This is a genomic window from Solibacillus sp. FSL K6-1523 (assembly GCF_038005225.1).
Taxonomy (GTDB): domain Bacteria; phylum Bacillota; class Bacilli; order Bacillales_A; family Planococcaceae; genus Solibacillus.
The window spans coordinates 2,254,710-2,276,914 of record NZ_JBBOSU010000001.1 but is presented as its reverse complement, the minus strand read 5'-3'; the positions used below and the strand labels follow the sequence as shown (position 1 = coordinate 2,276,914).

General features: G+C 38.3%; 19 protein-coding genes. 5 read left to right on the top strand and 14 right to left on the bottom strand.

What is annotated here, in order from left to right; all coding sequences use genetic code 11:
- The first annotated feature begins 551 nt into the window (after positions 1-551).
- Positions 552-4,157: a BapA/Bap/LapF family large adhesin gene (locus MHI10_RS10795; protein ID WP_340785381.1), complete on the top strand. Its 3,606-nt coding sequence runs from the start codon at positions 552-554 to the stop codon at positions 4,155-4,157.
- A 210-nt stretch (positions 4,158-4,367) separates the two neighbouring features.
- On the opposite strand, the gene MHI10_RS10790 is transcribed toward MHI10_RS10795, so the two are convergent.
- The 7 genes from MHI10_RS10790 to MHI10_RS10760 all read right to left on the bottom strand — a co-directional run bounded on the left by MHI10_RS10790 (position 4,368) and on the right by MHI10_RS10760 (position 10,823).
- Positions 4,368-5,531, bottom strand: coding sequence for an aminotransferase class I/II-fold pyridoxal phosphate-dependent enzyme (locus MHI10_RS10790; RefSeq protein ID WP_340785379.1), 1,164 nt, complete (start codon positions 5,529-5,531; stop codon positions 4,368-4,370).
- Positions 5,528-6,643 carry a methionine biosynthesis PLP-dependent protein gene (locus tag MHI10_RS10785; protein ID WP_340785377.1) on the bottom strand — a complete coding sequence of 372 codons (1,116 nt, stop codon included), beginning with the start codon at positions 6,641-6,643 and terminating at the stop codon, positions 5,528-5,530. The genes MHI10_RS10790 and MHI10_RS10785 overlap by 4 nt, the downstream gene beginning before the upstream one ends.
- 231 nt (positions 6,644-6,874) lie before the next feature.
- Positions 6,875-7,555, bottom strand: coding sequence for an ABC transporter permease (locus tag MHI10_RS10780; RefSeq protein ID WP_445683183.1), 681 nt, complete (start codon positions 7,553-7,555; stop codon positions 6,875-6,877).
- Positions 7,552-8,451, bottom strand: coding sequence for an osmoprotectant ABC transporter substrate-binding protein (locus MHI10_RS10775; RefSeq protein WP_340785375.1), 900 nt, complete (start codon positions 8,449-8,451; stop codon positions 7,552-7,554). Before MHI10_RS10775 ends, MHI10_RS10780 begins: the two co-directional genes overlap by 4 nt.
- Positions 8,448-9,095 (bottom strand): ABC transporter permease, encoded by a 648-nt coding sequence (locus MHI10_RS10770; RefSeq protein WP_340785373.1) that lies wholly within the window; start codon positions 9,093-9,095, stop codon positions 8,448-8,450. The genes MHI10_RS10775 and MHI10_RS10770 overlap by 4 nt, the downstream gene beginning before the upstream one ends.
- Positions 9,092-10,231, bottom strand: a complete 1,140-nt coding sequence (locus MHI10_RS10765) for a betaine/proline/choline family ABC transporter ATP-binding protein (protein WP_340785371.1) — start codon at positions 10,229-10,231, stop codon at positions 9,092-9,094. Before MHI10_RS10765 ends, MHI10_RS10770 begins: the two co-directional genes overlap by 4 nt.
- A 397-nt stretch (positions 10,232-10,628) precedes the next feature.
- On the bottom strand, positions 10,629-10,823 hold the full coding sequence (locus tag MHI10_RS10760; protein ID WP_340785369.1) for a hypothetical protein: 195 nt from the start codon (positions 10,821-10,823) through the stop codon (positions 10,629-10,631).
- A 195-nt stretch (positions 10,824-11,018) separates the two neighbouring features.
- On the opposite strand from MHI10_RS10760, the gene MHI10_RS10755 reads away from it, so the two are divergent.
- Positions 11,019-11,684, top strand: coding sequence for an HAD hydrolase-like protein (locus MHI10_RS10755; RefSeq protein ID WP_340785368.1), 666 nt, complete (start codon positions 11,019-11,021; stop codon positions 11,682-11,684).
- Between the two features lie 86 nt (positions 11,685-11,770).
- Here MHI10_RS10755 and mscL read toward each other — a convergent pair whose 3' ends face one another.
- Positions 11,771-12,163, bottom strand: coding sequence for a large conductance mechanosensitive channel protein MscL (gene mscL, locus MHI10_RS10750; RefSeq protein WP_340785365.1), 393 nt, complete (start codon positions 12,161-12,163; stop codon positions 11,771-11,773).
- A gap of 416 nt (positions 12,164-12,579) precedes the next feature.
- Between mscL and MHI10_RS10745 the strand changes: the two genes are divergently transcribed.
- Positions 12,580-13,269, top strand: coding sequence for a lytic transglycosylase domain-containing protein (locus MHI10_RS10745; RefSeq protein ID WP_340785363.1), 690 nt, complete (start codon positions 12,580-12,582; stop codon positions 13,267-13,269).
- 86 nt (positions 13,270-13,355) lie between these two features.
- On the opposite strand, the gene MHI10_RS10740 is transcribed toward MHI10_RS10745, so the two are convergent.
- From MHI10_RS10740 to MHI10_RS10715, 6 genes are all read right to left on the bottom strand, one after another.
- Complete coding sequence (locus MHI10_RS10740) at positions 13,356-14,228, bottom strand: glycine betaine ABC transporter substrate-binding protein (RefSeq protein ID WP_340785361.1); 873 nt, start codon at positions 14,226-14,228, stop codon at positions 13,356-13,358.
- A 16-nt stretch (positions 14,229-14,244) separates the two neighbouring features.
- Complete coding sequence (locus MHI10_RS10735; RefSeq protein WP_340785358.1) at positions 14,245-15,096, bottom strand: ABC transporter permease; 852 nt, start codon at positions 15,094-15,096, stop codon at positions 14,245-14,247.
- Entirely contained in the window at positions 15,089-16,288 is a 1,200-nt protein-coding gene (locus MHI10_RS10730) for a quaternary amine ABC transporter ATP-binding protein (RefSeq protein ID WP_340785355.1), read from the bottom strand. Before MHI10_RS10730 ends, MHI10_RS10735 begins: the two co-directional genes overlap by 8 nt.
- 403 nt (positions 16,289-16,691) lie before the next feature.
- A complete protein-coding gene (locus MHI10_RS10725; RefSeq protein WP_340785352.1) occupies positions 16,692-17,327 on the bottom strand; it encodes a TrkA C-terminal domain-containing protein in 636 nt (211 codons plus the stop codon).
- Between the two features lie 713 nt (positions 17,328-18,040).
- Entirely contained in the window at positions 18,041-18,298 is a 258-nt protein-coding gene (locus tag MHI10_RS10720) for a GlsB/YeaQ/YmgE family stress response membrane protein (protein WP_340785349.1), read from the bottom strand.
- Positions 18,299-18,394: 96 nt separating this feature from the next.
- The gene (locus MHI10_RS10715; protein ID WP_340785347.1) at positions 18,395-18,940 is read right to left on the bottom strand and encodes a cysteine hydrolase family protein; all 546 of its coding nucleotides are present in this window, start codon (positions 18,938-18,940) and stop codon (positions 18,395-18,397) included.
- Positions 18,941-19,546: 606 nt separating this feature from the next.
- On the opposite strand from MHI10_RS10715, the gene MHI10_RS10710 reads away from it, so the two are divergent.
- Positions 19,547-20,722: an alanine racemase gene (locus tag MHI10_RS10710; protein WP_340785345.1), complete on the top strand. Its 1,176-nt coding sequence runs from the start codon at positions 19,547-19,549 to the stop codon at positions 20,720-20,722.
- Positions 20,710-22,029, top strand: a complete 1,320-nt coding sequence (locus MHI10_RS10705; RefSeq protein ID WP_340785343.1) for a D-arabinono-1,4-lactone oxidase — start codon at positions 20,710-20,712, stop codon at positions 22,027-22,029. The genes MHI10_RS10710 and MHI10_RS10705 overlap by 13 nt, the downstream gene beginning before the upstream one ends.
- The last annotated feature ends 176 nt before the right edge of the window (positions 22,030-22,205 follow it).

Genomic DNA, 22,205 nt, shown 5'->3' with positions numbered 1-22,205 from the left:
AGCACGGTAAGTTAGTGGATGTTGCGTATTGCTAGTAGTTCAGCATTCATCTAATTGTATGAAATGACAATTAGCGTTCAGTATAATTGAGACTGTTAAACTGAGACGTCCTTGCACGTGGAGAGTGGAAGCCTAAGGTGATCAAAAAAAGGGATACATATGGTGGAACGTTTGAAGTCTTATGTAAATAGGTGTGTTAGCGCCAATGAAGTACATAAGATGGCAGCGGGTTCGTAGTAGTGTAGATTGTTAGCCGTTTGTATTTGTATGGTAACATACGAAGAGGGAAAAACTAACAGGAGCGAAGGAACCTAGTCAATTGTCTAAGAAATAGTAGGAGTTTCCGTAGACAATTGATGGCACGCCGTATGCGATGAAAGTCGCTTGTGCGGTGTAGGCCCGAATCGAAATCCGTGAAAATGGTATAAGACGGGAATAGCGAACAATTACAAGCCGCAATTAATGCCGTTGTTCAAGCGGAAACAAGTAAAACACAAATAGATGTAGATACAGCGAATGTCCTTGTTGAGCAGTTATCAGATACAACAGAAGTGGAAGTAGCGAATAAACAGGAACTATTAGATCGCTTAGCAACGATTCAGGGCGATATTGATGCATTTAAAGCAGCAGAACAGGCCGTAAAAGCAGCGGAAAATGCATCCGATGAGGTGCAAGCTCTTGTTGATGCTGCGAAAGCTCTTGTAGAAAAACTCCCACAAGATACGGAAAATGAAAAAAAAGATAAAAAAGACCTTGATAATAGATTAAATACAATTCAAGAAAAAATAGATTTGGATTTATTTTCAGCTGCAAGGAAAGCTGTTGATGCCGCGCAAACTGCAGTAAATGAAGTAAAAGTAAAGTTGGAAAATGGAACTGATGGGCAAGACCTATTAAATGCAGTTGAAGAAGCGGAGCAAAGACTTAACCAGGCACAAATATTAGTAAGCGCACTATCTAATAAAGTAGAAAAGTCTATCCTTCAAAGGGAACTAGAAGACATTTTATTTAGTTATGTTGAAGAATACGTGATTCTAGCAGAAGATAAAATTACTCAGCAGTCTATTAATAAAGCGCAAGAACTTGTAAATAGGTTACCGAACGAGAAAAAGGACGATCTTCCGGTTAGATTGGCAGCTGTACAAGTACTAGTCAATACAATTAATGATGCGATTAAATTAGTTGATCAGCTTGAGAAAAACCCAAATCGTGATGAAATTACTGATGCCAGATTGAAAGTGGCTGAGGTTGGCAAAATACATGGTAAAGCGAGTTTAAGTGAATTGTTGGAAAGCCGTATAGATAATGTAGAGAGAAAGCTGTTAAAAACTGATTTAGAGTCGCTAATTGGTCAGGCAGAAGCAGCTGTAGTAGCCACATCTGATAATAATGGTAATGATATTTTAGTAGGCAATGATTGGGTAGATGCAGAAACTCAAGCAACATTTACAAACGCAATTGCAACTGCAAATAATGTGCTTAGTAATGAGAATGTAACTTTGGAACAGTATAAAGTAGCAATCGCTGAATTAAGCGCAGCCATTGCAAATTATAATGGGAAAAAGGGGAAGGGAACTTATACACTACTAAATGCAGCAATTACAGCAGTGGAAAAAGCAGAAACAATAGATGATAAAACTGCAAATGTAGAAGCTATGGCTTTATATGACACTGCAAAAAATTTGGTTGAACAATTAGAAAATGAACCAGAAAAATCAGGATTAGAAGATCGTCTCGTAGCAGTTGCTGCAATTATTAAGGCAACAGCTGCAGTTGAAAAGGCAGAGGCAACTCTAACTTTAACCAACATTAAAGCAGCAGAAGACCTCGTCAAGCTAATACAAGATAAAAATAAAATTATTAGAACTGCACTAGAAAATCGTTTGGAAAAACTTAAAGCAGGAGAGAAAGATGCAAACGATTTAAATGATGCAATAGCTGCAGCAAAACCGCATGTTGATAAGCAAAATGAAAATAATAATTTTTATACAGAAGAAACATTTGCAAAATTTAAATTAGCATACGATGTGGCGGTAAGCTTGAAAGAGAAGTTAGAACAGTCACCAGAGGAAGTTACATTAGAAGAAATCACCTTGAAAACAGAAAGTCTACTAGAAACAACGGTTAATCTAATAGAAGCACAAGGACCAGTTTTGAAAAATGATAATGAAAATCCGACTCCTGCTAGAAAAAAGTCAGTTGAATTAAATCTTCATCCAAGCATCACTAAGATAGCGGACAAAGAAGTGACTTCTGGTGGAGTACTAGGACTTGATATTGGAATTGTAGATCTTGGATTACTATCAGCAAGTCAATTGAATAAAGTGGCTGAAACGAACAAACATTCAGTTACGGTTGAGAAAGGCACTACGTATAATGCGAATGTAACGGTTGCAATTCATACGATACTAGGTGGGCAAGCATTCGATATTGGTATTTATAAAAAGGATATGACAGACGGAAATTATAAACAAATTAAAGTTCTTTCGGGTTCAAGTGGAGGGCTTTTAGGTATTGCAAATACTGCAAAATTTACATTAGACACACTTGAAGAAGGGGAATATGTATTTGTCCTCGATATAGGCGGTGGATTAGCCGTTGTTCAAGTGGCACCATTTAAACTTACAAATCAAGTAGTCCTCAACTATAATAAAACTGCTGAGGGGGTAAGTGTCACAGGTGATTTATTATCGGATTGGGATTTAGGTGGAAGGAATAAAGGTATAGTTTCCCATATTAAAGTTGGTGCGACGGATAGTAAACCGCAACAATTAGAGCAGTCAGAAGAAACAGTCATTCAAGGTCGTTATGGACAGCTCTTTATAAACCAAAATGGCACTTATAAATACTTACCAGCCAATGTACCGACGAATATCGGTAAAGTGGAAACCTTCGAATATGAAGTAACAAATACTCATAATGGTGTATCGGCGACAGCGGATTTACAAATTCGTATCAGTGCTGAAACGGTCGAATGGAATGAAGGAAACTGGGGGCAAGATGTAACAGTTGTGAAAGCTCAGCCTAAGGAACAATCAACTAAAATTGAAGTGAGTAATGCGACAAATACAGTCACATCACCAGACGCAAGAACACAATGGGCTTTATGGTATGATGGGACTTTACAATCTGGGGATATTAAAGTTCAAGACAAATCCTCAGTACTCACATTCGATGTTAGTAAAAACTTACCAGCCCAAAAAACTGCTACAGTACGAGTAATAAATTCAAGCAATGGAAATGTAGTTTATAATGAAACGATGGATATTTCGACGAATGCACAAAGCATTGTCGTTAGAGACTTAGATGCAGGGGCTTACAAAATTGCTGTGAAAGGCACGGGCTCAATGGGAGGTTCGACAGGTTGGTTAAAGAATATTAAAGTGAATTCATCAACTTGGGGACAATATATTGTAGACGAACTGACACCTTTAACAGGGAACATACGTAAAATCGAAGGGAATAAACTGGGCGAAAGTGATAGTCTGAAGACCGTTTTATCTATTTGGGGCTACTTAGTAGAAGACGATAATGTTGCAACTGTACAAACTTACCACAAGCTTGATAACGGATCGAAAGTTATTGCTGGAAAATATGGCGTGTTAACTGTTCAATTAGATGGTTCGTATAGTTATAAGCCTAATGCCAATATTAAAGTCGCAGGTCAGACAGATGTCTTTAATTATAAATTAACACATGCAAGTGGTATTGAATCGGAATCAACACTAACATTCAAGATTAATCCGCTTACAACTTATACAGACCAAGATGATATTTTAGCAGGAACAACAAATATGGATACATTTACAGGGGGACAAGGCTCTGACACGCTCGCGTACAATACGTTAAATGAGGATGCAACAGGTGGAAACAATCATGATATATGGTCAGATTTCCATTACGGTACAATTGCAACTGATCGCAATGCAGATCGTGTAGATTTACGCTTACTCTTTGAAGGTCAACATATTAATGATGTTTCTCAATATCTTCAATTAACTAAAAATGGGCAATCATTCATTTTAAAGGTTGACCGTGATGGTGCAGGCAGTTCATATGGATTTACAGATTTACTAACACTTAATATTTCTAATGGTACTGGTGAAGGGATTTCACTCAAAAGCTTAATTGATAATGGTCAATTGATTATACAATAAGCCGGTACAGTGTCCTAGGTGTACAACCAATCTGAAGTTTCCTTTACGTGGGATCAGCCCTTATACGTTGTAACTACTCCTTTAATACAATAATCAAAGCAAAAATCCATTTTGAGTGTTTTTCAAAATGGATTTTTGGTTATTATAAGATATTTTGAATTAATCTTTTTTCAAGACAACAAAATTTTGCTATTCCAAATTAATAAGAATTTATAAAATAGTACTAGCTTTCTCCAATGCTTGTTTAAAATCTTCCAGTAAATCATCTTCATTTTCCAATCCAACAGAGAAGCGTAGAAGTCCATCTGTAATCCCACGTTTTGCACGTTCTTCAGGTTCCATTGCCGCGTGACTCATTTTCGCTGGGTACGATAAAATGGATTCGACTCCGCCAAGACTTACGGCGAATACAGGAATTTTCATAGCTTCCACAAAAACTTTTGCCACATCATAGCTTGGTAAAGTAAACGATAAAACTGCGCCAGCCGATGTGCTCTGGCTTGCGTGAATTTCGTAACCTGGATGTGTTTTCAGCCCAGGATAATACACTTTTTCCACAAGTGGATGCGCATCTAAATATTCGGCAATACGCATGGCAACACGTGATTCTTCATTAAAACGAACGGCAGTTGTTTTAATATTTTGAATAAGTGTATAGCAATCTTGCACACCTAAAACAGAGCCAAAAGAGTTTTGGATGAAATAAATGCGATCAGCAAGTGCCTCATCTTTTGCTACGACAAGTCCTGCAAGAATATCGGAATGACCGGATAAAAACTTCGTTGCCGAATGAATGACAACATCCACTCCCATATCAAGTGAACGTTGATGAAGTGGTGTCATAAACGTATTATCTAAAAATGTCATCGCACCGTTCGCCTTCGCAATATCCACAACTGCTCGGATATCCGTAATGCCTAGCGTTGGATTAGAAGGCGTTTCAAGATAAATAAGCTTCGTTTCCGGTTTTACTGCTGCTTTAATTGCTTCGATATCCGTAAAGTCTACAAACGTATGCGTAATGCCAAAGCGCGGCAATATTTTCGTCACAAAGCGGTAAGTCCCACCGTATACATCTTCGGTAATGACGATGTGATCACCAGCAGATAAAATCATAAAGCACGCAGATACAGCCGCCATGCCCGTAGCAAACGCAAATCCGCGGTGACCACCTTCCAGCTCAGCAATCGCTTTTTCAAGGGCTGCTCTTGTTGGGTTGCCTGACCGCGCATAGTCGTACTCGCCAAATTCATCGATTGATTCTTGATGGAACGTCGAGGATAAATACATTGGCACATTAACCGCGCCTTTTTTATCCGCAAAACCTTCACGAACGGCACCGTGAATTAATGCAGTTTCGATGTGACTACTCATGCAAATTCACCTCGTAATGTGTCAAATACTTGCTGTAAGTCTGCAATTAAATCGTCTGCTTCCTCAACGCCAATCGAGAAGCGCAGGAGACGGTCACAAACACCGCGCGCGACACGTTCTTCATATGGAATATCCGCATGCGTTTGCGTTGCAGGGTATGTGATGAAGCTTTCCACACCGCCTAAACTTTCAGCAAATGTAATGAGTTGCATCGCTTTTAAAAATGGATTGACCATTTCGGCATCCTTTACGCGGAATGATAGCATGCCACCTTTTCCTGTATATAAAACATCTGTAACAAGTGGTTCAGTTGCTAAATAAGCAGCAATTTTTTTGCCATTTGCATCATGTTGTTTTAAGCGTAAATGCAATGTTTTTAATCCGCGAATTAAAAGCCAAGAATCCATTGGTGATAGTACTAACCCCATTCCGTTATGCATAAAGGCAAGCTTATCACAAAGTTCAGCACCTTTGGCAACGACAATTCCTGCAAGTACATCATTATGTCCACCAATATATTTCGTTGCACTATGTAATACAATGTCAGCACCTAATTCAATCGGACGTTGGAAATACGGTGTGTAAAATGTATTATCCACAATTAACAACAGGTCATGCTTTTTCGCTAACGCGGCATAGGCAACTAAATCAATTTCCTGCATTAACGGATTTGTCGGTGTTTCAATGAATAGCGCTTTCGTATTTTCTGTAATTAAGGCTTCCACTTCATTTAAATGAACAAAGGCATTATAAATAGGGCGGATATTGTAATTTTCCGCATATGTTTTAAATAAGCGGTAAGTGCCACCATATAAATCGTCCGGTACGATAATTTCATCGTTTGGCTTGAAAATAGAAAGGACTAATTGTACTGCTGCCATCCCAGAACTACATGCAAATCCTGCATCGCCATTTTCTAAATCGGCCATGCCACGCTCTAACAGTTCGCGTGTTGGATTTTTTGTACGTGAATAATCATAGCCTGTCGATTCACCAATCCCAGCATGCTTATATGCAGTCGACATATAAATAGGTGGGTTTACCGCGCCTGTTTTCGGATCGCTTAAATTACCAAGCTGCACTAATTTTGTATCAATTGAACGTTGTGACATGAAAAACACTTCCTTTTTGAATTTACGAAACATTTGCAATGAATCGATTATTACCTCAATTTAACATGAGAATGGGTTCGGGACAATAGGGGTTACAGCTGAAATGTGAAAAACAATGAAAATTCGATAAGAAAAGAAGGAATTAGTATGCAAGTAGGGAATGAATTAATAAAAAGAGGCATCTTCTATTTAAAATAGGTGATGCCTCTTCTTAATGAAAAATAGATTCGATTACACCGTACGAAGTTTTTTCCGTTTCGTAGGATCAAGGCGACGTTCTAACCATAAAAGTAAGATGTCTGCCAAAATCGCCATAAGAGCAGTAGGAATTGCACCTGCTAATATGATCGCTGTCCCATTCGTTGCATTCGTCCCGCGAATAATGATATCGCCTAAACCACCTGCACCGATAAAGGCACCGATTGCGACAATCCCAATCGCGATCACTAACGCAATGCGAATGCCCGTAATGATGACGGAAATGCTAAGTGGTAACTCTACCATATAAAGCACTTGAAGCTTCGTCATGCCCATCCCGCGTCCTGCATCCGTTAAGCTGCGATTAATCGTTGTAATGCCGACATGCGTATTTTTAATAATTGGCAATAATGAATAGAAAAAGACGGTTACAATGACGGTCGTTTTTCCAAGACCTAAAACAAGCATAATCATCGCCATTAATGCGAGCGTCGGAATGGTTTGAATAATATTTGCTAATGTAGTAATCGGTCCTGTGAAGCGCGGGAATTTCGAAATATAAATACCGATTGGAATACCAACAACCGAGGCGAGTAAAACACCATAAATGGATAACAAAAAATGACTTACAAATTGCGAAAAAATATACGAACCATTTTCGTTCATGTAGAAGAGAAATTGCTCTATAACAGATAGCTGTGTCATATCCGTCATGGCGTGTCACCTCCTGAGAAGTAATTATGTTCCATTAAAAAGTTTTTAGCGACAATACGAGGTTCAATTAAGTTGTTATCCGCTAAAAAGTTTAAGCGCTGCATTTCTGCGTTCGAAATTTGTCCGACAAGTAGTTGTAATATTTTTTCTACTTCTGGCTTTTCTTCTAATAAAGCGTTCGTTGCAAATGGAGACGCATCATATGGCGGGAAAAAATGAAGGTCATCTTCTAAAATGACTAAATCATACGATGCGATTCGGCCATCTGTTGTGTAACCAAGTACTGCATCAAGCTCGCCTTGTGCAACGGCATCATAAACAAGTCCGATTTGCATTGGGAAAACACGCCCAAATTCAAAACCATATGTGGTACCAAATGCTTTGTAGCCATCACCTTCACGATTCATCCATGACGTATCCACACCAACTTCCAAACTGGAGGCAATATTTTTAAAATCACTAACCGTTTTAAGTTGATATTTTTCTGCGGTTTCCTTTGTGACCATAAAGGCATACGTGTTATCGAAGCCGTAGGAATCATAAAATGTCATATCAAATTTCTCTTGGAAAAGTCGTTGAACAATTTCGAGTGCCTGCCCCGGATCGCTTATTGGCTCCTGTTTAAGCGCACCCATTAAATCTGTTCCGGTGTAGCGAACCGATGAAATATTCGCGTCTCCATTGACCATTGCTTGATGGAGTACGGTTGATGAGCCGAGATTATTAATAAGCACAACATCTTCATTCGTATAATGTTCAATCATATCTTTCAGCATATAACCTAAAATTTGGCTTTCTGTTGTAACGGCAGAAGCGATGCGAATTGTGCTGCTGTCATTACTTTTACACGCTGTTAGCAACATGATGACTAGGAAGAGAGGCAGTAATTTTTTCATGATGATCGTCCTCCTTGTATACGAAGCCCTTTTGGAATCATATTGCGTTCGATACGGCTTAAAATGAAATCAATCACGAGTGCTAATAGTGTTACGACAATCGCACCACCAACAATGAGGTCGATTTTAAATAAATTTAATCCATTAAAAATATAGTCCCCTAAACCACCAGCACCAATATAAGAGGCGAGTGTTGCCCAAGAAATGACATACACCGCAGACAGCCGAATACCAGACATAATGACGGGCATTGCTAGTGGCAGCTCAATCATACGAAGCGATTGAGCAGGTGTCATCCCCATCGCTTTCCCAGCAGCCTTGACACTTTCGTTGACGGACTGCATGCCTGTAAAGGTGTTATTTAAAATAGGTAGGAGGGAGTATATACACAATGCAACAATGGCAGGTACTTTCCCAATACCTAAAAACGGGATCATAATGGCGAGCAGTGCGAGGGAAGGAACTGTTTGCAGCATGCTTGTAATCGTGAGTACGATTTTTGTAACCTTTTTTGTTTTGGATAACAGGACACCTAAAGGAACGGCAATAAGTGTACCGAACAATAAGGCAATGAATGAAATATAAAGATGTTCCCACGTCTTAAATAAAAGTTCCGAAGCATTTTCTGTGAAGAAACTAATCATGAGTTCTTCAACTCCTGTTCTTCATCGCCCCAAATTGTTTCATAAACGATATCTACAATGTTCGCACGTGTAATAAGCCCGATTAAACGGTTATTATCATCGACTACGGGAATATTATTTAAATTACGCTTTAAAATACGGCGAACCGAATCTTGTAATTTAGAGCCGGTCTTCATATAAACAATGTCTTTAATATAAACTTCCGACACGCTTTTTTTCGACCTTGCATCACCTGTTAAGCTTTCTACGTTTAAATAACCGAGCAAGCGATTGTTGCCATCTGTCACAAATAACGTATCGACACGGGATTTGACCATTAATCGAATGGCTTCATCCAAACTGCGCTCAATCGTAATTGAAATGGCTTTAATCATTACTTCATCCACTGTTTTAAAGTTTGGTTTTTGCTGAATGAGACGGTGAGAGCCGATAAATTCCTTGACAAAATCATTGATGGGATTGGCTAAAATATTATCTGGCGTATCGAATTGAATGAGCTTTCCATCATGCATAATCGCAATTTTATCCGCTAATTTAATCGCTTCGTCCATATCATGCGTAACGAAAATAATTGTTTTATTTAAGTTTTTTTGCAGTTCTTTAATTAAATCTTGTAATGTATCGCGCGTAATGGGGTCAAGTGCTCCAAAAGGCTCGTCCATTAAAATGATATCTTGTTCGGCGGCTAATGCACGGATAACACCAATCCGCTGCTGCTGACCACCAGATAATTGAGAGGGGTAGTAATCTAAATAGGCTTCTGGCAAGTTTACTAATGAAATTAAATGTTTTGCCGTAGCTTCAGACTTGTCTTTTTGCCATTGAAGTAAACGAGGAACGAGCGTGATATTATCTCGGATGGTCATATGCGGCATTAAACCGATTTGTTGAATCACATAACCAATACTACGTCTCAGTGTAACGGGATTGATCTTCATCATATCTTTGCCGTTGATTGTTACGGTCCCACTTGTTGGTTCAACCATGCGATTTAGCATGCGAAGTGCGGTTGTTTTCCCGCTACCACTTGTACCTATGAAGGCGATGAATTCTCCTTTTTGAATGTCGAGTGTTAAATCATCGACGGCGACTTTTCCACCGCGATAAACTTTCCTTAACTTTTCAATATGTAGCATATTCTTCATCTCCTTGTGTGAATTGACGTTCTCTTTATAACTTATCCAAAATTCGAAAAACTATAAAGTGTTCTTTTATAATACCTTATTATTCTGAAAAATGACAATTAATCTTCATTAAATGCATATTTAAACACCTATTTATTGGTAGAATATTGACTCAAAAAGTCGAATCTCGAGATAATAGCAGAGTGAGGAATATCCGATTCATGAAGAGTTCAGGCTAAATATTTAGCTATTTTTTACTTTGTAGAAATTTCTGAAAATAAAAAAGGGAGGACTTTTGTAAAATGTAGAATACTAACCATTTACAAAAGAGTCCTCCCTTAGGGAAATTTCATTAATATTAAGATAATACTCTGTCTGTCATATGAATTCGGTTAGAATTTAATGTGAATTAAGCAGCTTTTTTGTCACTTTTCTTTTTCGCTTTTTTCTTCGCTACTAGTTTCGTAACTTTTTTCTTTTCTAATTTCTTCTCAGCTTTTTTCTTTTCTAACTTTTTCTCAAGTTTCTTTTTGTCAGCTTTTTTCTTTGCTTTCTTTTCTAGTACAACTTCTTCTACTTTGTTTTTTTTGATTTTTTTTGCCATGTTATTCTCACCTCTAGTTTATATTTGTGAAGAAAACATTCGACTTTAGTAGAATGCTTACATACTAGGATATATTATCCAGTTTATAAAAGCAATGAAGGTGTTTCGATATATTTGAATAATTAGTGAATTTATTCATCCAGGAACTTCCATGGAAAAGGAAACGTCCAATATAAAAAAGGGGAGGTAAACGTTATGCAAAATGCAATTATTTTTGATATGGACGGCACATTATTTCAAACGCATCTTATTTTAGAAGGGGCACTCGAACAAACATTTGAAAAATTGCGTGCTGAATCGTTGTGGGTGGATTCAACACCCATCGAAAAATATAAGGAAATTATGGGTGTACCGTTAGCGGTTGTGTGGGAAACGCTTTGTCCACAACATTCATTTGTCATAAGAGAGCGCAGCAATGAATGGTTCCAACAGTTTTTGGTACAGCAAATTGAAGCAGGGCGAGGTGGCTTATATGAAGGGGTTACAGAAACGCTCCAGCAGCTTTCAGAAGACTTGCCAATTTTTATTGCAAGCAATGGGCAGCCTGCCTATTTACAAGCGATTGTGACGCATTATGGGCTTGATCGCTGGATTAAAAAGGTTTACAGCATCGAACAAATAGCTTCACGTGATAAATCACTGCTTGTACATAAAGTTATCGAGGAAAATAAGTTAGTACGCGGCTATGTTATTGGAGACCGCTTATCGGATTTTCAAGCGGCTAAAGATAATAATTTACAATCCATCGGCGTGCGTTTTGATTTTGCACAGCAGCAGGAGTTGGAGACAGCTGATTTTGTTGTCGATCAATTTTCGGCAGTTCTTCCTATTATAAAAGAGGAGATAAAAATTCAAAAGTGATGGATAAATTAATTTTTCCGATATGCTAATTGAAAACTCCATACAAAAAGCTATTTTGACCGAAATCAAAATAGCTTTTTTAACTATTACTCAGCTTGTTCTTTCTTCAATAAATCGCGAATTTCTTTTAATAATTCTTCTTTTGGATCTACTGGAGGTGCCGGAGCTTCTGCAACTGCCGCTTCTTTTTTATGATTCAACTTCGCAATAATTCGTAAAACGATAAAAATAGCAAAAGCGATAATTAAGAAATCAATAATCGACTGGACGAATACGCCGAGTGCCACTTGTGCATCACCTCTACCAAATTTCCATTTATCCGTAAGGTCAATGCCACCTGTTAATATCCCAACGATGGGCATAATGATATTTTTTACTAAAGAATCAACAATTTTACCGAACGCCGCACCAATTACTACTGCAACGGCTAAATCCATCACATTCCCGCGCATCGCAAATGCTTTAAAATCTTTCCACATATGTTTCACTCCAAATTCTCGTACATTTCTTTATAACTATCTACTATACCAATTGTAGAAATGATTTTCAACTATGAAAAAAGTTGGCATAAGCCTTATAATAGAATAGAGTAATTCGTTTTTTAACTTGATTCAGCAATCCCGGCTTGAGGTAGGGGAACCTAGGCTAAGAACGCAGCATCGTGTGGCAACGCCTAAGTGACCAACGTCGTGTTGACCCAAACCCCAGCGGATGTCACAGATTTTTAAGAGAGGTTTTTAAAAGAGGAAGTCAGCCTAAAGACGTCACATCGTGTGACAACGGCTGACTGACCCACGTCTTGTGTGGGCCCTCGAAAAAATCTGGACGCAATTACACCTCGGTGTAATTGATTACAACAATTCATTACATAACTAGAAGAAGATTGGTGGCAATTATGGCAGCTAAGAAAAAGAAAAAACCATTCCTTTCACCTAAAGTGAAGCTATTTTTAATCGTGTTATTAATTCCGGTTGCGTTGACGCTTTATGTATTTACTTATTTTACGTGGCAACAATTTAAAGGACTTCCATTTGGGGATCAATTTACCGAAAAGTCCGTGTATCATCAAATTCAGGAGCATTTTGATTTATCTATTCCGATTGAATACATACCGATTTATGTCGCAGCTGAAGAAAAATATAATGTACCGTGGACATTACTGGCGGCCCATCACCGTGTGGAAACGCGTTTTTCGTCGATGAAAACACTTGTGTCTCCAGTTGGGGCAGAAGGGCATCTACAGTTTATGCCATGTACATTCGTTGGTTGGAAACACCCATCATGCAAAGGGCTCGGTCAAGGAGATATTCCCGAGAAGGATAAAACCAATCCTGCTGTTATTAAAAAGTATGGGGGCTACGGCATTGATGCGAATGGGGATGGGCTAGCAGATCCATTCGATATTGAGGACGCTGTTTATAGTGCAGCGAATTTTTTAGCGATTGCAGGTGTTAATAAAGGACAATTCAAAAAAGCAATTTATCAGTATAATCATAGTGATGCGTATGTTGAAGATATATTAAAATACTATAATCAATATAAAGATTACGATGATCAGCTGAAGCAAATTGCGTTAAAAGAATGAAAATAGTGCTAATGAAATGAAAAATGCCAAGTAGATTACTTCATCTACTTGGCATTTACTCTTTTACAATAGAAATTACGGACGTTTTATTTTACGTCTGCTGTCCATTGTTTAACAATATCTTGATTTTCTTTAATCCAATCAGCAGCAGCATCTTTCGGTTTTTTCCCATCATTTATTTCTAACATGACTTTTTCCATATCATCTGCTGTCCAGTGGAAGGCATCGAGTACTTTATATGCTTCAGGAGCTTTTTCTTCTAATTTTGTACTCACAAACGTATTAATCGTCTCTTCGCCACCAAAAACACCTTGTGGATCTTCTAAGTATTTTAAGTCATACGAAGCGAATTTCCAGTGTGGTGACCAGCCTGTAACGATAATATCTTCCTCATTGGCAATCGCTTGTTTTAAAGCAACTGTCATAGCACCTGATGAAGAAGGGAGTAATGACCATGAATTCAAGTTTGGATACTCTTCTAGTGCTTTTTCAGTAGCCATCATAATACCAGCACCAGGCTCGATTCCTGTAATTGTAGAACCCGCTTCATCTTTTAAGTCTGCAATCGAATTCACGTCCATATAACTAGGTACTACTAATCCGATTTTTGCACCAGATAAGTTTTCACCTAAATTTACTAAATTATCTCCGTACTTCTCTAACTGCGCAGCATGGGTAGCAGGTAACCAGCCAGCGACCATTGCATCCGCTTCACCTTTTGAAACAGCCTCCCACATAATCGCGTTATCAAGCGGTGTAAGTGATACATCGTAGCCAATGTCTTCTAAAACTTGACCTACAACATGAGTTGAGGCGATTTCCGTATCCCATTCTACATAAGCAAGATTAATTTTCCCAAGTGAATCGTCTTTTTCTGAAGAAGAACCACCTCCACAAGCAGCAAGCAGAAGACTCGCACCAATTGCTATTGAACTTAATAAATAGTTTCGTTTTCTCATCTAACATTCTCCTATTCTATATTGATTTTTTATTTAAGCTTTGCGTTAATCGGTCAACGATAATTGCAAAAATAACTAAACTAATTCCAGCGACAAAGCCGTTTCCGACTTGAGCACGTTGTAAAGCAGATAATACTTCGCGTCCTAAACCAGGAGCTCCAATCATTGAAGCGATTACGACCATTGATAATGAAAGCAATACCGTTTGGTTGATCCCAGCCATGATGGTAGATTTAGCAATTGGAAGCTCTACTTTTAGTAACTTTTGAAGACCCGTACTTCCGTATGAATCAGCTGCTTCTACTAATTCCTTTGATACTTGGCGAATACCTAAATTCGTAAAGCGAACAGTAGGGGGCAGAGCAAAGATTACGGATGCAAACACACCTGGTACAACACCAATCCCGAAAAATGCAACAGCTGGAATTAAATAGACGAAACCAGGCATTGTTTGCATAAAATCAAGAATAGGCTTAATAATATTGTCGGCAAGTGTGCTCTTAGACATTAAAATCCCTAAAGGAATCCCAATAATAATCGCAACGATACTAGCGAATAATACGAGTGTAAAAGTGTTCATTAATTGCTCCCAAAGCTGTTGGTTATAAATGAACAGTAAGCCGATTATTGAAAAGATTGCTAAACCAAATTTCTTTCCAGTAGCGAAAAATGCGAGTATCGCAACGAGTAATATAAAAATAATCGGAGGGATTGAAATGAGTAAATTTGTAACGGAATCCATTAACGCGGTTCCGTCCGTTTGTATAAACTTAAATACAGTTGAAAATGTATTTGTAAACAAATCCATTACTTTTTCTACTGCATCCCCAACAGGTAATGCAGGAATTTGATTTAGAAAATTACTCATGATCTTCCACCTCCTGAGTTGCAGAGGCAAGTGACTCAATAATGACACCACGGATAAGTATTCCGCGAAGTTTTCCTTCATCTACGACTGCTACCGGTGTTGGACAATCCGATATAATTGGTAATACGTCTTGAATGAGTGTTGAAGGTTCAACGATAGGCATATCGGTTTGAACAATTTCACGGATCGTTTTCTCACCACTTTGCGAAGCTTTAAGTGCATCATTCGCTGTAATATACCCTTTAAATTGGCGTTGTTTGTCAACAGCGATAAGCACACTAATTTCTTCCTCGCGCATGCGTTGTAACGCTACTTTCGGACCGTCATTTTCAACGTTAATCGTCATTGGACGGACCATCACATGTTCAGCAGTTAATACTTTAGATCGGTCAACATCCTCTAAAAACGTGCGGATATATGCATTTGCAGGGTTCGTTAAAATTTCTTCCCCAGTACCGATTTGAATAATTTTCCCGTCCTTCATAATCGCAATCCGATCGCCTATGCGAAGTGCTTCATTTAAATCATGTGTAATAAATATGATCGTTTTTTGGACATTTGCTTGAAGTTCTAATAATTCGTCTTGCATTTCTTTTCGAATTAATGGATCGAGTGCAGAAAAAGCTTCATCCATAAGTAATATTTCAGGATCATTAGCAAGCGCTCTTGCTAAACCAACGCGCTGCTGCATTCCGCCGGATAATTGGTGCGGGTACTGATCTTTATAATCAAGTAAACCTGCATTTTTTAAAGCCTTTTCTGCTTTCAATCTTCTTTCTTCCTTTGCAATGCCACGCACTTCTAAGCCGTATTGTGTATTATCCAAAATTGTGCGGTGAGGGAATAAGCCGAAATTTTGAAAAACCATGCTCATTTTTTCGCGACGGATAAGTTGCAGTTGGTTTTTCTTAAGGTGCGTTATTTTTTCTCCATCAATGTAAATTTCCCCGCCAGTCGGGTCAATGAGACGGTTTAATAGGCGGATGAGCGTAGACTTCCCGCTGCCCGATAATCCCATAATAACGAAAATTTCTCCTTCATTTACGGTAAAGGATGCATCATATACACCGACCGTTGCTCCTGTTTGTTGCAGGATTTCTGTTTTGCTCATTTTATTCTCGACAAGCTTCATTGCGTTAGCAGACTGCTTGCCGAAAATCTTGGTGACATTTTCCACCTTTAGTTTTTCCATGCCATCACTTCACCTTTCGTTTTACTGATCAATTGCGCCTCGGCGTAATGGCGTCCAGATTTTTTTGAGCGAGCTCGAAAAACTCCCTTAAATAAAAAAACTGTGACATCCACCGGGCTTGATCCTCGCTGAATTATGTTAAATTACTATGCTATGAATAAAGTAACAACCTAATGTTAACGCTAGGTTGTTACTATTGTCAAATAATTGATTCAAACTTTAAATCAATCCAAAATAAAGTGAAATTTCAATTAGTGGGAGACTTTTCCGAATGATTGGAAGCCTTCAGAAATCGAGTGTATACCTTGCTATGCTTGAATTCTCACTGCTTTATGGAAGCGCTTTTATGGCATAAAAAAACAGTTGAAACAATGTAGTTAATCCTACTTGTTTCAACTGTTAGCTATGGATGAAGTTGTAAAAATTGTTGAGCATTTGCCAAGGATTCATCATCACCAATGAAGTAAATTACATTTCCTGCATCGAGTGTTGCATAGGGACCAGGGGACATAATTAAATCGTCACCTTTTCTAATACCGACAATTGTTGCTCTTGTATTTTGCCAAAAATTAATTTCCCCAATGTTTTTTTTGAGGAAAGGGCAATTTTCCGTAATTTCTAATTGGGAAGGGATGAACGGATTAATGTTGCGAAATCGGTTCGTTCGATTAATCAATTCTTTTGTTGTTTCTTTTAAAGTATTTAATTCGTTAATTTGTTTGTTGATGCTTTGTTGCAACGTCGATTGCAATTCCCAAATGGATTGAACGCCTTCAAGCCGTTGAACAAATTTCGCGGCATTTTCATACGACGTAATAATAACGCCACTCCCTTTTGTTGCTTCTACAATTTCTAAATCTTGCAAAACGGCAATGGCACGGCGAGCGGTCTCTGCAGATACACCGTACTGGGATGCGAGTGACGAGCGTGCATAAATTTTTTCACCAACGATATATTTTTTTTCGACAATTTTGGAAGCGATATCTTCGGCAATTGTTTGATATTTAGGTTGTTTGATTTGTAGTTTCTTTGATTCCATTTGTTGAACCTCTTTCTATCGATCATCATTCCTATCGTACATCATTTTAGAGAAGAAGCATACTTAGTTTTTACAGGGGCGTTTTGGTTTCGATTCTTTTTTGGTTAAAGTAAATTTTATATTTCTCCGACAGAAGACTCCACCTGATTCGTGTTACGGACAAAGCCCAACGATTCAGGGGGAGATGAATGTCGGTTGGCGTTAGCTGAAACGTTTGTTCTGTGTTAAAATAATACGATACGTTGTTCCTTGATAACTGGATAGAGGGGGGTTGTGACAAGAAAAAGCTTTGTCACGTAAAATATCCAAGCACTTGTGAAAAACACGTAAAACCGTTGCTTAGGCACGGTCTAGTGGGTACGTCAACCATCCTTGTGTACTCGACTTGTCGGGGCTTGTACAGCTCTTCTTAGGGTAGTGCAAGTGGTACATTAAGTGCCGACCAAAAACAGTGATTTGAAAATCGTCACTTAGAGCGTCACTCGTCTCTCAGACGGAAAGACTTGAACTGGCGTTTTCAAGCCCCTACTGAATTGCTTTACCTCAGTGGGGGTTCGTTGACATTGCTATTAAAGGGATTTTCCCCTGTAATATTATTTTTCAAACTTGTATTGTTTATCAAATATCGTATAAACGCCTTTATTTTATTCATGACAAAAGGCACTCAGATGAACTTGCTTCTGAATGCCTTTTTTGAGTTGTTATTAAGCGAATTACATTGCTTTGCGCATTGATCTTAAAGCAAAGCTGACAATAAAAATTAAAACAACGGCACCGATTAGAGCAGGGAATACATAGAAGTCGGATACTTTCCAACCCCAGTTACCTAAAACCATACTACCAATCCAAGAGCCGACGATACCAGCGATAATATTACCTATAATTCCCCCTGGAACATCTCTTCCTAAAATAACGCCCGCTAACCAACCTAGCAAACCACCGATGATTAAAAACCAAATGAAACTGATCATGTTGTTCAACTCCTTTTGAAAGATTAAAATGATAACGGCATCTACTTAATTATTGCCTAACATTTTAAAAGTTAAACACAAGTTTTAAAAAAAAATTTAAATTAGTTTTGCACCAAGTGTGGATTGGAAATGCTGAAGTGCCCAATCATGCCCAACCGCGTTAAAGCTCGCCACTCCATCTTTTGGAACGGTAATCGTATATCCTAAATTATATGCATCAACGGCCGTATGTAATACACAAATATCGGTACAAACGCCGACGAGCACTACTTCGGAAATTTTGCGTTCCATCAATAATATGTTTAAATTCGTTCCCGCAAATGCGCTATAACGTGTTTTATCAAAAGAAATGACTTGATCTTTATATTTTTCATAGGCATCCTTAACTGTTCCGTATAAATCGCGCCCAGGTGTACCAATAATATTATGAGGTGGGAATAGCTTCGTTTCGGGATGAAATGGATCTTCTTTATAATGAATATCATTGGCAAACACGACCAATTCTTGCTGCTTCATAAACTGTTCGATGAACGAAGTAATAGTACCTTCGATTGCTTGTCCGGGTGCACCGCTCGTTAAGTTTCCATCTGTAGCAACAAAATCATACGTGTAATCAATTACAATTAAAGCTTTTTTCGACATTGGAAATTCCCCCTAAAAATGTATTGCTTCTATTATGACATGAAATGGGAAATACGGTATGAAAAAAACGTTCACAAATTGTTCGAAAAGTTTTGATTTTCCGCCTTGAATGTTGTATAGTTTAAATTAATTCAGCAGAAACCATTACTTGAATAAGTGGAAGGTGCATGCTGAATAGAGAACTTAGGCTAAGAACCCAGCGTACTGCGGTAACGCCTGAGTGGCCAACATCATGGTGGTCCAATGCCCCTTGGTGGATATCACAGATTTTAATTCAAATGAAGAGGTGATGAACATGGACTTAGCTGTAATGAAAAAACTAAATCGTCAAGGACTTGTTTTTGTTGGAATCCATAGTTTATTTATATTGAATTTTGCGTTTGAATTAATGTTATTAAAATAGAAAAATTAGAAAAGCTATTTTGATTGATTTCAAGATAGCTTTTTTTTGGTATAAGAACAAAAATTACGTTTACTTTTTTACATTCATTGGATATGTTTGTAATGTAACTTTACTTCTTTTTTAATTTGATTTCCGGTCAATAGCTACATTTATTACTCATTTTTTCGTAAGAATTAATTTTTAAAGTATGAAGGAGAATAAAGTTGGACAAATATGAACAAGCCTTTTCAGAAATAGAACGACCTTTTGCATGGCTTGATCTCGATGCGCTAGAGCAAAATATCGCATTTGTGAATGAAGCATGTGAACAAAAGAAAATTCGTATCGCGACAAAATCAATCCGTTCAGCGCCTATGTTGAATTATATTTCAAAGCGAATTCATCATTTCGCAGGCTTTATGACATTTACAGCAAGTGAAACGTTATTTTTACTTGAACAAGACTTGGATGAAATTCTAATCGGCTACCCAGTATATGAAAAACAGTCGATTACACGTCTTGCCGAATGGGTGAAAAGCGGTAAATCGATTACGTTTATGGTTGATGCGATGGAGCAAGCTGCTTTATTAAATAACATTGCACAAGCAGAAGGAATCGTTTTTGAAATTTGCATTGATGTCAATGTATCAACGGATTTCCAAGTGTTGTACTTTGGATCGAAACGTTCACCGATTGCCAATTTCGAAGCATTAAAAGAACTGACCGATCAATTACAAGCATTTAAATCGCTAACAGTTACTGGTGTGATGGGTTATGATGCACAAATAGCTGGGGTAGCGGATCAATCTTCGCAACTATTAGGTTTACAAACAACGCTTATCCGAACATTGAAAAAGCAATCAAAAAAGAAAGTAACGGCATTTCGTCAATTCGCTGTGGCACATGTGAAAAGCTTATATGATGTAAAATTTGTCAATGCGGGTGGTTCAGGGAGTATGCAATATACAGCACAGCAGCAAGATGTGACGGAAATTACAGTAGGTTCCGCATTTTTTGCACCAGCGTTATTTGATCGTTATGATAGCCTAGCTTTAGCACCAGCAGTTGGTTTTGCGCTTCGTGTGACACGCCAGTTTGCACCAAATATTGTCGTTTGCCATGGTGGTGGTTATATTGCATCAGGTGCGGTAGGAAAAGACCGATTGCCCACTTTTATGGAAGCGGATCGTTTTGAATTTTTACCTTTAGAGGGTGCCGGAGAAGTCCAAACACCAGTTGTCGTCAAAAAAGGCACGATCAGCATTGGTGATACGCTCTATTTGCGCCATTCAAAAGCTGGGGAATTATGTGAGCGATTTCAAGTATTACATGCAGTAAAAGATGGCAAGTACTTTGGCCAGATTCAAACCTATCGGGGGGATGGACAATGTTTTCTATAAAAAAATGGCGCAATGGAGCCAAGTGGACAAATTGGTCGGGAAATTATTTATCGTATCCAAGTCAATTTTATGCGCCACAATCAATTGAAGAAGTTTGTTCAATTGTTCAGGAGCACACATTTTCAAAAAGAACAATTCGCGTGACAGGTGCTGCGCATTCATTTAGCCCAGTTGCTATGCCGGAGCAATCCGCCTTAACATTACATAATTTAAGAGGACTCATTCATGTGGATAAAGCGGCGCACACAGCGACGTTTTATGCAGGGACTTATTTACATGAAGTCGGACCAATTTTAGCGGAACATGGATTAGCCCTTATTAATATGGGGGATATTCAATATCAAACATTAGCTGGAGCCATTTCGACGGGGACGCACGGAACGGGAATTACACTTGGTTCGTTCTCCTCAATGGTGAAACGTTGGGGTATTGTGACAGGTGAGGGGGATTATATCGAGCATGAGCGCGGACCGGATGCATTGTCAGAGGCATTGCATGTATCGCTTGGCTTAATAGGCATCCTCGTAACGGTCTCGATCCATGTTATGCCGTTATATAGTTTAGAATATACATCGGAAAGAAGTGATTTCCAAACAGAGGTAAATCATTTTAGGCAAACGATCCGTGAAAACCGTAATGTGGAATGGTTTTACTTCCCAGGAAGCGATCAAATCCAAGTGAAAAAAATGAAACAAGTGGAACCGATTACTCAACCCAAATTGCAAAAGATGGTGGACCGTACGAAGCTACAAATCATTGAGAACGGTGCATTTTTTGTTGCATCGGAAATTTGTAAGTGGAAGCCTTCTCTTAGTATACCGGTTAGTAAATTATGTGCCATAGCGGTTGGACAAGAGCAGCGCACGGATATTAGCTATGAAGTTTATCCGTCACCGCGCAGCGTAAAATTTGTAGAAACGGAATATGCGATTCCTGTGGATCAGTTTGAAGCGTGTATTGAAGAAGTGAACTCCGTATTTGCGCGTCAGCAATTTGATGTCCATTTTCCAATCGAATGTCGTACTACAGCCGGGGAAACGGGCTATTTAAGTCCAACTCAAGAAGAGGAAAGTGCATTCTTAGCGTTCCATATGTATAAAGGAATGGACGAATCGAGCTATTTTGCTTGGGTGCATGACATGATGAGAAAATACAATGGGCGACCACATTGGGGGAAAATGAATAAATATCATCGCGATAATATTGAAAGTTATTACCCAAATGCGGTAAAATTCAATGAACAGCGCAGAATTTATGATCCACATGATATCTTTTTAACATCATATTTTAGAAATATATTTAAATAGTCTTTTACTATATGAAGAGAAGGAATTTACGAGAAATCGTATTTCCTTCTCTTTTTTTGTTTGGATATTACAGTTGTTCGCATTTTATTGCATTTAGATTAACGTGATTATTAAGAAAAAACAAAAAATTCAAATTTCCGTAATAAAGTATTTTACGAGCAAAAACCGTCCAGTTT